The 12861-nt window shown below is 34.4% G+C and carries 10 protein-coding genes and 1 pseudogene; 4 read left to right on the plus strand and 7 right to left on the minus strand.

The window, feature by feature from the left end; translation table 11 throughout:
- The first annotated feature begins 792 nt into the window (after positions 1-792).
- The 3 genes from recR to OZD68_RS05220 all read left to right on the plus strand — a co-directional run bounded on the left by recR (position 793) and on the right by OZD68_RS05220 (position 3036).
- Complete coding sequence (gene recR, locus OZD68_RS05210; RefSeq protein ID WP_182309847.1) at positions 793-1398, plus strand: recombination mediator RecR; 606 nt, start codon at positions 793-795, stop codon at positions 1396-1398.
- A 3-nt stretch (positions 1399-1401) separates the two neighbouring features.
- Positions 1402-2622 (plus strand): KAP family P-loop NTPase fold protein, encoded by a 1221-nt coding sequence (locus OZD68_RS05215; protein ID WP_182309848.1) that lies wholly within the window; start codon positions 1402-1404, stop codon positions 2620-2622.
- 231 nt (positions 2623-2853) lie between these two features.
- Positions 2854-3036, plus strand: a complete 183-nt coding sequence (locus tag OZD68_RS05220) for a hypothetical protein (RefSeq protein ID WP_182309849.1) — start codon at positions 2854-2856, stop codon at positions 3034-3036.
- Here the strand turns inward: OZD68_RS05220 and OZD68_RS05225 are convergent.
- Positions 3014-3700 carry a hypothetical protein gene (locus OZD68_RS05225; RefSeq protein ID WP_259366096.1) on the minus strand — a complete coding sequence of 229 codons (687 nt, stop codon included), beginning with the start codon at positions 3698-3700 and terminating at the stop codon, positions 3014-3016. The two genes, OZD68_RS05220 and OZD68_RS05225, sit on opposite strands and share 23 nt — an antisense overlap.
- 69 nt (positions 3701-3769) lie before the next feature.
- Positions 3770-5134, minus strand: coding sequence for a pyruvate dehydrogenase complex dihydrolipoamide acetyltransferase (locus OZD68_RS05230; RefSeq protein WP_182309850.1), 1365 nt, complete (start codon positions 5132-5134; stop codon positions 3770-3772).
- Positions 5135-5204: 70 nt separating this feature from the next.
- Between OZD68_RS05230 and OZD68_RS05235 the strand changes: the two genes are divergently transcribed.
- On the plus strand, positions 5205-5696 hold the full coding sequence (locus OZD68_RS05235; protein ID WP_182309851.1) for an SH3 domain-containing protein: 492 nt from the start codon (positions 5205-5207) through the stop codon (positions 5694-5696).
- On the opposite strand, the gene OZD68_RS05240 is transcribed toward OZD68_RS05235, so the two are convergent.
- The 5 genes and pseudogenes from OZD68_RS05240 to OZD68_RS05260 all read right to left on the minus strand — a co-directional run bounded on the left by OZD68_RS05240 (position 5693) and on the right by OZD68_RS05260 (position 12679).
- Entirely contained in the window at positions 5693-6178 is a 486-nt protein-coding gene (locus OZD68_RS05240) for a WBM0748 family T4SS-associated protein (protein WP_182309852.1), read from the minus strand. The two genes, OZD68_RS05235 and OZD68_RS05240, sit on opposite strands and share 4 nt — an antisense overlap.
- A 120-nt stretch (positions 6179-6298) precedes the next feature.
- A pseudogene (locus OZD68_RS05245) lies at positions 6299-9115 on the minus strand (hypothetical protein).
- Positions 9096-11450, minus strand: coding sequence for a VirB4 family type IV secretion/conjugal transfer ATPase (locus OZD68_RS05250; protein WP_182309853.1), 2355 nt, complete (start codon positions 11448-11450; stop codon positions 9096-9098). Before OZD68_RS05250 ends, OZD68_RS05245 begins: the two are co-directional and overlap by 20 nt.
- 44 nt (positions 11451-11494) lie before the next feature.
- The gene (locus OZD68_RS05255) at positions 11495-11869 is read right to left on the minus strand and encodes a hypothetical protein (protein WP_182309942.1); all 375 of its coding nucleotides are present in this window, start codon (positions 11867-11869) and stop codon (positions 11495-11497) included.
- A 264-nt stretch (positions 11870-12133) separates the two neighbouring features.
- Positions 12134-12679, minus strand: a complete 546-nt coding sequence (locus OZD68_RS05260) for a hypothetical protein (RefSeq protein ID WP_400667082.1) — start codon at positions 12677-12679, stop codon at positions 12134-12136.
- Between the last annotated feature and the right edge of the window lie 182 nt (positions 12680-12861).

The raw sequence follows: 12861 nt of genomic DNA on the forward strand, positions 1-12861 counted from the left end.
AAGACTAGCTAACTCGGGGATTCTTTGTCTTTTTTTCTGCTTAGTAAATTTCTTAAACATTTGCAGCGTAAGTTAGTTGCAATTAAAAGCGGCTGAATCTCGCTTGTCAAGCGTTTAAAACATAAAAAACGCCAATATTTTAAAGCGGATAATAACCCAAGGGCTTCTTTTGCCTTTTTTTTCATTTGGTAAATTTCTTAATATTTATAGCTAAAGTAATTTAAAAGTCCGTGAAGGGTGTCATGCCAGTGCTTGACACTGGCATCCAGTTTTCCATATAATCTCATCAAAAATGTTTATTTTCTAGCTACTTTTATACTTATCAACCCAGTATGCTTACTTACAATTAAAATTTCTGGATCCCAGTGTCTGGGCACTTGGATGACAGCTAGCCTGACAACCGTCATCCCGCTACGTGTTAGCGGCTAAGAGATACCGCGAATGAATCGCGGTATGACGGTTCGCGGCAGTATGACGTAGAGCTCACGTTAGCTATACTTTTATGCTTACAAACTTAATAAAATTCCTGGATCCCAGTGTCTGGGCACTGGGATGACAAAAAAGGAGGCACTAGGATGACAAAGGAGAGCTGCTCGGATGATACCTTTTTCTACTTAGTTTGGGTTATGCAAGAAGTCTATTATAATCAGGCTTTAAGTGTGCGGAAGTAATTTTTTGCGTTAGAGTAAAAAATTTTTTCTATACCTAATCAAAGTGGATCAAGAGAAACTTACCACTTTCTTTACAAAGGGTTTGATGTTACCATTTGACTACCTATTCTGAATTTATTGGATGAACATTAACATAAAAAATCTAGTTCATGCTTTCTCTAAATTGCCAAGTTTAGGGCCATCATCATCACGCAGGTTAGTTATATATTTACTCCAAAACAAAGAAAAAGTTATGCTACCACTTGCATCTTTGATTAAAGAGCTAGCAGATCTTATAATAGAGTGTGAAGTTTGCGGAAATCTAGATACTAAGTCACCTTGTTCTATTTGTACTAACCCAAAACGTGACACTAAGTTACTGTGTGTAGTAGAAGAATTAGGTGATCTATGGGCGTTTGAAAAAGGAAATATATATTCAGGTTTATACCATGTTTTGGGTGGCAGATTGTCTGCAATAAATGGCATAGGTCCAAAAGAACTCAACCTTGACACTATTCTGAAAAAAGTGACAGAGTCTAAAATTGAAGAGATAATTATCGCAATTAATCCGACATTAGAGGGACAAGTTACTGCACAATATATAATTGAATTGCTAAAAAATTTGGATGTGAAAATATCACGCCTTGCTTGCGGCATACCAATGGGCGGAGAAATTGACTATCTTGATGAAGGAACGCTGAGGATAGCACTTACTTCAAGACAAGAATATGAGTTAAATATAAAATAAGACATGTGCCTAAAAAAACTTATATCGCTAATAACATTCAAAAAGAAAAAAATATTGCCACCACTTGAAGTGGTGGCTTGGGAAAATGACCGCCTAAACTATAAGCAATTTTCAGGTAAATTCAACACTATAATTAAAACAATTGATCAGTCTTTTACAATAATATCTTTAGAAGGATATGATGGATGGGGCAAGACGTTTTTTTTGAAAGAATGGGTAAAAGAGTTAAAACAGCAAAATGAAATTGTAGCTTATTATAGTGCATGGGATATCAATGCATTGGACCAACCACTTCCTTCTTTTTTAAATTTTCTATTTGAAGATTTATTTGCATCGTATGAAGTAAAAAGAAGCGTTATACAACAGTTCAAGAACATAAACCAAGAGCTATTTTCTCTAAACACACTAGGAAAGCTGATCAGTAAATCTCCACTTGCTATGCTTTCAGTATTTCTTGATGCTGCAAAAGAGGCTGATAAAAAAGACATAGGTTTTGTCTTGAGTGAATTAAGTCTTCTCCAAAGAAGAAAAGAGAGTACTAGAGATTTCAAAATACAGTTAGCGGATGTGGTTAATAAAATCAGAAAAGACAAAAACATTTATATAATGGTGGATAATCTTGATGTGTGCCGTCCTAAATTCGTTGTCGATTTTTTGGAATCTATAAAGTATATGCTTGATGTGGAGGGGCTGGTTTTCATTATTTCTGTAGGTAAAGATAAGAGTAATGTACAAAGAGCAATCAGCACAATACTTGGACCAAATTTTGACCTAAAATCTTTTACTGATCTCTCTTTACATTTGCCAAAACAACCGATAGAAAAATTTACAAAAGAACTATTTGAAAATATTAAATTACCGAAAAAGTCAAAAAATTTGATTGTAGATAGTTTTATATTTTATGCAGAAAGCCTATCACTGTCGTTAAAAACAATAGAATACTGCGTAAAAAAAATAAAGCTGTGTCTTCTGAATCACACAAGAGAAGAATTACCTGATCCGAATTTGTTTGCATTTTTGGTAATACTGCAATCAATAAATATTGATATATATGAGGAACTAGATTCCTCATGTCAAAGATCCTTGGAAAAAATTGAAAATGAATATAAATCTTTAGTTCTAAATGGTCAAGAAGAATGGGAAAAACTTAAAACCTCTCTAGAAACTGCTTTTGCAGAGAGGGAGTCAAAAATTAACAAAGCTATAAAGGATATACTATTTTGAAAAGATACCCTACCTTCACATATACAAAGATAGGGTAACATTTGATTAACGCCCTTTTACTATGTCATTACCTTGTTCAAACTTTCTGATTAATTCGCTTACATTGACATTAGATAATTTTTTACCTGCAGATTTGTCATTATGTGAAGCATCAGGTTTACGAAGGTCTTCCTTACTGTTACTCCTAGTAATATTATAGCTCTTTTTACAATAATCCGAACAGACCGTAATATGCTACTGGCCTGCTATAGCCATAAACACATATCTTATCGCATTCGGACTATTATAAGAAAGGCTATACATCTAACAATGTTTGAATTATTAGACTTATCGCTTACATCTGAAATATTGCTTTTTTCACTACATGAAGACGAATTACTCGACATATTGCCTAAGCTAAAGAGCTTTTTATAGCACTTCTCGCAATAGTCCGAATAGGATAAGATATGTGCTTATGGCTATGGTAGAGCAGTAGCATATTATGATCTGTTCGGATTATTGTAAAAAGAGCTATACCTTGATAGATTGGATTCCAATCAAGTGGATTATAAGTTTTTTTGCTAGTCTCAACCTTTTGGTTATTTTGCTGTTTAGGAGAAAAACCAAGTTTTTCTCTTTCTTTCTTGCTTAGCGTTTTGAGAAATTTTACGGTTTCTAATTCATCAGTTGCTTGTACTTTATGTAAATCAAAGCTTTTTTGATGGTTATCCTGCTTAACATTTTCCATCATTTTATCTTTTATTGTTCTATCCTCATCATCAGAAGTGCTGCTACTAATATCACTGATACCACTATCCCCTGAATTGCGGCGTTGTTTGTTAGGAGTGCTATGAATGTTGTCTTCCATGAGTTTTTGCATTGTTGGGCCAAATGTTCTTCCAAGATTGCTACTCACTGTTTTATTACTATCATTTGCTTGAGAATGAGGTACATTTCGCTCAAAAATTGCTTTTATTCCAGCAAATTTAGCTTTGGAAGATTTCGGAGGAACAGGTGGGGCAACCATGCCTTTTGAGTTAATCTCTCCTTCATTTTGAGGAAAAATTTTTGGATTATTTTTTTCTACTGTAGTATTCATTTTTTTACCTCTAAACCTATTAACTAATAAAAGTATAAACTTAGAGGTATTAATTTTGTAATAACAATGCTAATAGATTACCGCAGTTTCAATAAGCATCACCAGAGGATTCTCTATATAATGCTTAAAGGCATTTAAAAACTTTGCTCCGAGTGCCCCATCAACTGCTCTATGGTCAACAGAGAGCGTTACTGTCATTATTTCTGCTATTTCTATTTTCTCATTCATAACAATTGGTTGTTTTTTAGATGCACCAACTGCCATAATGCAAGATTGCGGCGGATTGATTATAGCACTGAAGGCTTTTATACCAAACATCCCTAAGTTGGAGATAGTAAACCCTCCTCCTTGAAACTCTTCAGGTTTCAATTTTCCAGATCTTGCTCTGCTTACTAAATCTTTCACTTCTTTTGATATAGATAAAATACCCTTTTTATCAGCATTTTTTACTATAGGAGTAATTAGCCCATCTTCAAGTGCCACAGCGATTGAAATATCTATATTTGAATATCTCAGTATTTTATTATCTATCCACGAAGAATTTATATCAGGAAATTTTTTCATGCTGAAAGCTGCAGCTTTTATGATTAGATCATTAATTGTTACTTTATTGTTTTCATCTGCTGAGTTAATCTCGTTTTTTAACGATATTAACTTATCAACCTGGCAGTCTACAGTTAAATAAAAATGTGGAACATTCTGTTTTGATTCAGTCAGGCGCTGTGCTATCACTTGGCGCATGTTGCTTACTTCAACTATGGTATCTTTCTCAGGACTTTCAGTATGTATACCACTGCCTAAAAACTCCAACACATCAGCCTTAATTATGCGACCATATGGTCCTGTACCTTTTAATTGCTGCACATTAACCCCTTCATTTTGAGCTATTTTCTGAGCTAATGGGCTTATTTTTGTTCTACCTTCTGCATAACCCTCTGTCATCTGAGTAGCTGACACTGGGATCCATTCTTCTTTTCTAGATCCCAGTGTCAAGCACTGGGATGACATTGAGGGGTTGGATTCCAGCGTCACGCGCTGGAATGACACCGAAGAATGACTTATTGGCTTTCCGTTTAAATCTTGGTGTTCTGATTTTTGATTATCAACAGCACTTTTTGTCACTTCCTTTTTAACTGCACCATTGATGGAAGTTGAAGTATAGTTGTTAAGTGCACTTTCATCTTCTCCTTCTTCCAGCATTAAAGCTATTGGTTGATTTACAGGCACGCCACTTGTTCCTTCTGTTACTAAAATTTTTGCTAAAACCCCTTCATCTATAGATTCAAACTCCATTATGGCTTTATCACTCTCTATCTCAGCAATTACGTCGCCTACTTCAACTTTGTCTTGTTCTTTTTTATGCCACTTTACAATTTTTCCTCCAGCTTTGCTCATTGTTGGTGAAAGAGCAGGCATTAATATTTCTATAGGCATTGATTTTGCATTTAAAGATCTATTCAATTTTTAATTTACTCTTTATCTTATGTCAACCTAATCGTGAATTATGATGAATAAGTCTGTTACACTATCCCTCAAGTTATCCCAGCGCGTGACACTGGGATCTTGGTTCAGTACTATTATCCTGTTGTTTTTATTATTTAGCCATAGCTTGTTTGCTAACAACTTTGTTTCAACCAAATCAAATAAGATCAACATGAGAACGGGGCCAGGGTTTCACTATCCTGTAAAATGGATATACACTTGCAAAAATCTTCCCCTGAAAGTGATAGAAGAGTTTGAGAGTTGGAAAAAGGTCTGCGATATAGATGAAGACTGCGGATGGATAAAAGGCAATCTTCTTAGTGATAAGCGCTACGCGATTGTAAAAGAAGATACTTATGGATATCAAAAACAGAGTGTAGACAGCAAGATTACTATGAAAATAGACAAGTTTGTTGTGATGAAGATAGAAAAATGCAACGAAGAATGGTGCTTTCTTTCCACCCCAAAACGCAAAGCATGGGTACAAAAAAAACATATATATGGGGTTGATTAGGTTGACAAAAGATCTGAATTAACACTAGTTTCTGGGCCTTCTGTAGCATGCTCTTCAGATGAAGCAGAGGGTTCTTGAGGCTCTGGAGACTGTACATGGCTATCACAGAAACTCCTTAACATCTCCTCAGCGGATGAATCTAAAATTTGTACAATAGACTTTTCACTTTGTTCTCTTAGCGATTGATCCGCTCTAGAAATCAACTCAGAAAACTCGCTACCTGATTTTTCAGCTTCACTTTTTATTTTACTTTCTATGCTTGCAATATTACCTTGGTCAATTTCTTCTTTTGTTATGTTGAATGACTTTGCAACATCTTGATATCCAATCTTGCAATTTCCACAACCAATTATGCAAAAAGTAATAGAATCAGATATTTCGCTTGCAGCCCAATTATGTATAGTGTAAGCCAAATAATTGTCATGGTATTTAATGCTAAATTGTTGTTCTATTAACTCAGAAATTTTATTCTTTAGAGACATAAAGCACCCTCCTACATTCGTTATACCTTTTTGTTAAGATACAGCAATTACACCATTTACTACATGCTTTACTTTAATTAATTATTAAAACAAGAGCATCATTTCCAGAGCTATATCTTTTTACCTTGATAATTCTTTTTTGACTTCCTCTTTAATTATCCCACTTATATTCACGTTAAGATCCCCTACCCAAAAATCAGTCATAGTTTCAAGATCGTATAGATCCTCTATTACTTTTTTAATAGCAGCATTTATTTCTTCTTCGTCAAATTCCTTTATAATAGGTCTAATCTTCACATACCCTGGAGAGCCTTTACCATAAATTCCTTTGCTTTTATTAATGCAGCCACCTGCAACAGATCTACTGCTTCTCAAACCACTTCCACACTCTACTGTTTCATACTTGATTTCACCATTTTCTATATGTGCTATTTGATTGTCTTGTGTAGACTTCAGTTTATCTGCCTTTACAATTTTCTCCTCTAGCTTTAAATCTTGCTTATGAATTACTGTTTCCTCATAACCCTTACCACCGTATGTTCTATACTCACCTCCACCTGCAACAGTAATTAGTTGCTGGCAATGTTGCTTCTGCGAATTGCACATTTCTATGAAAACAGGTCCCCCGTCCTTATCTGAGAGGTTACTTTCCTGGTTACCCCTTCCCTCTGTGACTTGCACCTTAATTATAGGATAATTAGGATCGATTTTCAGTTTAGCTTTAATATAATCTCCTGGCATCCCTACTCTGCTTTCAGTAGAATGGCATTTTTGACTGTCACAGCCACTACCTTGTATATGACCTGCTTCACCACTTCCCCACGCTTCTATTTTAATACGATCAAATTTTATTGATAAGTCATCTGTATAAACATCTTTATTTTTATGATCATAGGATTTTTCATTATTTTTTTCAAGATCTGGTTTCTTATTTTTCAGCTGTTCCTTGATTATCTCTTTTAATTTTTCTTTTAATTTCTTTTTGAGACCTTCTAAATCGAACCTACACAATTTATCAGCGTAAAAGACCTCCGTTCTGTTTGCTTTTATTGGTGCTTCTGGTTGCGTGACAACGCCATTTGTATTTTGTGAAATCTTTGTATAAAAAGGTTGAGTGTTTTTTTTGTCTACATATCGTGTTGAACGGCTGCATGTTCCAGTAAAGCAGATACAACCATCATCACCTTGATTACATTTTTCTCTATGCTCTACATCCGTCAATTTGTACACTACTTTCAGTCCTTTACTAGATTTAAATGTATCATCTATCTCATCATTTCTTTTTACACAGTAACTGCATTTCCCCTTTTCCTGTTTATTGTTGTCAGGGAAGAAAACATACCCTTGCTTATTGAATATTATTTTATCTAACTCACTCTGATCTCTGTTTAAGAGATCTGCTCTTTTATTTTCCTTGCTTGGAAGACAATAGAACTGATTTGATTCCTTGGAGTAAACAGCATTGTATTTAGTATATCTTGTTCCCATTAATTTTAGTGGTATTATTTTATTTTCTCTTTTAAGAACAAACTCCTCTGGTTCTGGCTGCCATCCAGAAAGACAAAGCATTTTACTGTTAGAATTTCCTTTATACTTTACTTCTATTTCCGGCTGCCCAGAGTTATTAAATTCACATTGAATAGATTTGTCTTTTAACTTTTTCTCAAAATCATTAAAACTATAAAAACTTCCGCCTTTAGAACATTTAATTTGCACATCAGGAACATAGCCATATTCTTTCAGAACTTTAAATTGCTGCGGATTACTTTCTAATATACCTTCTATAATATTATCAATATTACTATCAGTTGTTTTTGCTACTATTGCTGGTTTTACTACTTTTAAAGATAGGGGGCCAATGTTTATAGGATGGTTGAGGTCAGTATTAACATTAAAAGTACAGGAACCATTACTATAGGTTCCATGTGCTTTAGCACAAGTGCTCTCACTCATCTTCATTTCTACTTTCAATGTATTTGCATTTACTATCTCCACTATCTCAGGTTCTGGAGCAGGTGGTGCAGGAAAACAGCCGATGAACTGTGGATTGTTTTCATCTATACTTTGAGTTCCAAGGTATTCAGCGCAGAGCTTATCTTTTTCTCTATAAGTTTTGAAGTAGTACGTGATGCCATCTTTGTCTAAAATAGAGCGCCACTCAGCTTTATTTTCTCCATACCCTTTAGGGAAATCTAATTTTTCTCCAATCTCTCCGTCTCTTCCTTTCAGATTACCAATGATTACCTTAACCTTAGGATTAAAGTAATCATTGTCTTTATCTGTCATAGGAACAATTCTAACTTGTGGAAGCGACATTGCAAGTTGTTCACAAAATGGAGGGGGGCCAGGTGCAAGTGGAACAGGAGCACATTTTACTGCCGTTTGGTAGCAGGTATCACAGACTTTTTCCATCTCCACAGGACGGAAAATATTCTCACCCGAAAATACTCTAGAACCCCATGAAGAAATTCCTGACATACAAGCCCCTTTTTGACTGCAAGCACATATTTTAGGAGAGTTAGCGAATCTTCTTTTTTCCTCATCAGTAACACCGTCTGCCCATTCCCATTTAAGACCCAGAGCAATTTCTCCTCCAGCTTTTGTTTTATCTCCTTCCCAGTCGATAAAAGCTGCAGCAGAAACTCCAGCTCCTGTACCTTGCGTTCCATATATCTGGCGGCAGGATTACCCACTTTGTAATTCATAACAATAACTTTGTCCATCATAAGCACATACTCTAATTTTGGGATTAAAGTAACCATCAACTCCTTGATCTTTTATTGCTTGCACCTTAATTTCCTTTACCCAATCTCCACCAACTATTGCTTCCCACCAAGTATTACTTTCTACAAATGTTGGACAATCAGCATATCCTTGATACGAAAGACCAAGTATCAAAAAAAATATCAATAAGAAATTAAGCCTTACACTTCTCATAAAATACCGGTAACCACTCATTAACTTCTTCTCCTTTTTCCTTTATTGCCTCGTACATATACTTTATCGTCTCTTTTTTAGCTGAAAGTACATGTATTTCTTGCATATTCTTTAAATCTAAATTTAAAGTTACTAATCCTTTATACTGTTTTATCAAAAATAAACCTTCCTGCGTTGGCGTCTGCAGAATTATATTCAGCTCCTCTTTTGATAAAGAAAATGCTTTCATGTATAATCTATTTGCATTGACGTTCGGCATCAAGATTCTTGTATCAACATGTTTATCTAAATATTGAGTAAATTTGCTAGCAAATGCGAGATTTAAATTTTCAGTACTTAGGATTACTACAACATTTAGTTCCGTCATTCTTTGCATCCAGTTATCAAACTCTTTCTCTGTAGGAAAAATATTACTTATCTCCCATGCTTCATCCAAAACAAGTATTGCAGGCGAGCCATCACATTTTGCCTCAAAAGAATATAAAAAATAGTAAAGTATCACGGACATACATTCCTTTTGTTTTGTAAGGTTTGCGGTGTTGAGAGATATAATTTTTGTTTCCCAGTCAATATCTGATTCATTACCATCTTGAAATAAGTAAGCAAAGTCACCATCGTCACACCATCTACTTATCTTACCCCCAAGAAGCAAGAGCACCTCAGAAATTTGTGAAATAGAACGTGATTCCTTGGGTATAGCAAATATAGAATCCACAATTTTTCTTATCTTTTCTTCTACGTCCACGAAGCTCGTATCGGCTACCATTCTTCTGATCAGTTCAACCAACATATTGCGATTGGAAGCACTATCTTCAATGTTTAGTGGATTAAATTTTAGGCTTTTGTCCTTATATTTTGGATCGATTATGTAATATTTACCACTCACTGCTTTAGTAAAAATTATTGATTTTCCAGTGTTATCCAATATGACAATTCTTGGGTTAAACTTTCTTGATTCTGATAATAGAAAATTAATGAGTGAAGTTCTGCCTGAATTTGGAGCTCCGAGTATCGTAGTATGGCCATTATTTCTTTTTCCATGAAAATTAAAGAAGTAAGGATTTCCTTTTTTTGAGAAAAAAATCATTACCGCTTCTTTCCACCTTCTTCCTTTTAATGTACCTGACGTAAAATCGTGCAGCATAGCAAAGCTGCAAGCGTATTTTGTTAGGATATTTTTCGGTTGCGTAATAAAAGCAAAATTGCCTGGAAGTTGTGCCCAAAAATGACTTTCCATATGTAAATCAGTTCTAAACATCATGAAGCCAACTAATGACATTATAGAAGATAAATCACTAATACTTTCAGCTAACTTATTCCTATCATCTGCAAATACTGTAAAAATAATTTTCTGTTGGCAGAAGTCTATACTAGAGGTCTTTTCAAGCTCTATTATTTCTTCAATTCCTGAGCTTTTAAGTAAGGTATTATCCTCACTAATTTGCAGCATGTTGATTTGTTTTTTAAATTCTTTTATTGCTTTGTTATTACTAGTAAATATCATTATTTCTGTAATGATAAATTCAGATTCAAGCTGCAAGCATCTATCTATATTACCTAAAGAGATTTCCCGGTATTCTTTTATGCTGAAAATAGAGCCAAATTTCTGTTGATTTTCAAATGTTGTTTGAAACGTATTGAAACCAAAAGCTATTTTAAAATTTCTAATATATTGCGACAGGTCCCTTTCATGTATTTGATAATCTTTGTGCGTTAATGTAACAATATAGTGGAGAAATTCTATCATTTCAGAATATATTTTACCTTCACTAAACCTTAGACTCAGTTTTTTAGCTCCAAAAGGTCCTAAATCATTTTGAATTACGTCAGTTATCTTTTGCAACTCCTGATGGCTTTCTTGTAAAGACAACTTATGCTTATTCTTTATTCTATTGAAAAAAAACGAATTATTAGTATGCTTGCCAAAATCGCTAAACAATATTACAATGTATAGTTCATTTATATACTGTAATTTACTATCAGTTAGTTTATTAAACCACGTTGAATGTAGGTTGTCAGAGAAGTCTTCAGTTTTATTCCATTTCAAGCTCAGTTTATTGCGCTTTCTAACGGTATGAATCCAAACGGTAAAACACAGGCTATTAATATTTTTTGATATGCTTTTTCTAATTTCAGTTCTGAGGTCGCTGTAGTTATCAACAGAAGAATAATCTTCTAACTTGATTATTTTTAACAATTCTCCCTGTTTTGTTAGTATGGTTTCTTCATCGTAATGACAAGCATAAGGAACAAAATCTAAATCAATGCTTTCTAGTAATGCTAAGTTGTTCTTTTTTTTAAGCTTAGAGTTAACTGTTGGTACTTTTAACTGCATATGCGTATTCAATAAAGATAATTAAAAAAGATAAAAATACTATCTTAATTTTTATCTTTTTTCTCGCTATTGGATTGTAATTTTATATCTTTTGCAAAGTTAAATTTTTCTTTTAAGTAGTCTGTTGCCTTTTCTGTACTACCGAACATCAGGACCAGTACACCAAACATTATCATAAAAAAGATTAGACCTCTGAACACTACTGCAAGTATCACTGCAGCTATACACAACCCTATGATTGTTGAAGGACTCATATTTTCTACAGTATCTTTAACTGAAAATGAAGAAATAAAATTTTTTACCGTTTCTTGTATACCCTTTAATTCATCACTCGCCGAACTTGCTTCGCTAGAATATGATGCAAAAATGAAACTTAATAAGGCTATAAAAACCAAAACTTTATTCAATTGAATGCGCATCAACTAAACACCTTTTAAACATTCCTCAAATATAACAACTTTTATATCAATAGGCAAGAACTGAATTCACTTATCCACTACAAGTAACACATATTTAATTTTTACCGCTGTGAACATGCTGTAAGCTCTTATCATCAACAAGAGGACTCACATTAATGGATGTTATAGCTCTTTTTACAATAATCCGAACAGATCATAATATGCTACTGCTCTACCATAGCCATAAGCACATATCTTATCCTATTCGGACTATTGCGAGAAGTGCTATAATTTACTTGATAGGAAGTTTGAATGCAATTCAGATACTGCTGCTATAGCAAGCACTGCAACCATAGCAAGTAGTCCTGCTCCTATCAATCCTGATGTCATTGCTCCTGCAACAATGCACCCTATTGTGGAGAGAGCACAACCTGCTACAAATGCAACGTGAAGATTTCTGTTATTGGGTTGTTTTTCAAGTGGAGTATCTTCACCCTTTTTCTTATTCAAAGGAAATTTCTGCACGATTGTAATGGCGTTTTTTCTTTCCCTTTTTTCTTCGGGTTGCATTGAATCTTTTGCCTGGCTGCCTGTCATCTGAGTAGTTTGACTATTTGGATCCATACTTTCTTTTTCTCTGGATCCCAGTGTCACGCACTGGGATGACACCTGTGGTGACTCTTTCTCAACTTGATCTTCAATCTTTTTATTATATTTAGAAGGAGATCTTCGTCCACTTGGCCCTTTGGACCTTGTTTTAGTTGGGTGTGCTAATTTTGTCTCTCCTTCATCCTCTGGTTGTAAGCCATTATCTTCTTCAACAGAGCTCAATGTTGAGTTTAAACTTTCCTCAGATGAAGTGCTTGCTATTGATGTTAAACTGTTTTTTCTACTATTTATTGGTGATATCGAGTTTTTTTCACTCAGTCCAGGTGAGTCTATTCCACCATAAGCGTCAAGTTAAGGAAATAAAGGTATGAAAGAGATAGAATAATAAGGTATAAGTTCTCCAA

The sequence above is a fragment of the Wolbachia endosymbiont of Drosophila bicornuta genome (assembly GCF_028982105.1).
GTDB lineage: Bacteria > Pseudomonadota > Alphaproteobacteria > Rickettsiales > Anaplasmataceae > Wolbachia > Wolbachia pipientis.

Bases quoted from the DNA above. Each gene is read 5' to 3' on its own strand.
- recR (WP_182309847.1), top strand. From the start codon at position 793: ATGAACATTAACATAAAAAATCTAGTTCATGCTTTCTCTAAATTGCCA.
- OZD68_RS05215 (WP_182309848.1), top strand. From the start codon at position 1,402: ATGTGCCTAAAAAAACTTATATCGCTAATAACATTCAAAAAGAAAAAA.
- OZD68_RS05220 (WP_182309849.1), top strand. From the start codon at position 2,854: ATGCTACTGGCCTGCTATAGCCATAAACACATATCTTATCGCATTCGG.
- OZD68_RS05225 (WP_259366096.1), bottom strand. From the start codon at position 3,700: ATGAATACTACAGTAGAAAAAAATAATCCAAAAATTTTTCCTCAAAAT.
- OZD68_RS05230 (WP_182309850.1), bottom strand. From the start codon at position 5,134: ATGCCTATAGAAATATTAATGCCTGCTCTTTCACCAACAATGAGCAAA.
- OZD68_RS05235 (WP_182309851.1), top strand. From the start codon at position 5,205: ATGATGAATAAGTCTGTTACACTATCCCTCAAGTTATCCCAGCGCGTG.
- OZD68_RS05240 (WP_182309852.1), bottom strand. From the start codon at position 6,178: ATGTCTCTAAAGAATAAAATTTCTGAGTTAATAGAACAACAATTTAGC.
- OZD68_RS05250 (WP_182309853.1), bottom strand. From the start codon at position 11,450: ATGCAGTTAAAAGTACCAACAGTTAACTCTAAGCTTAAAAAAAAGAAC.
- OZD68_RS05255 (WP_182309942.1), bottom strand. From the start codon at position 11,869: ATGCGCATTCAATTGAATAAAGTTTTGGTTTTTATAGCCTTATTAAGT.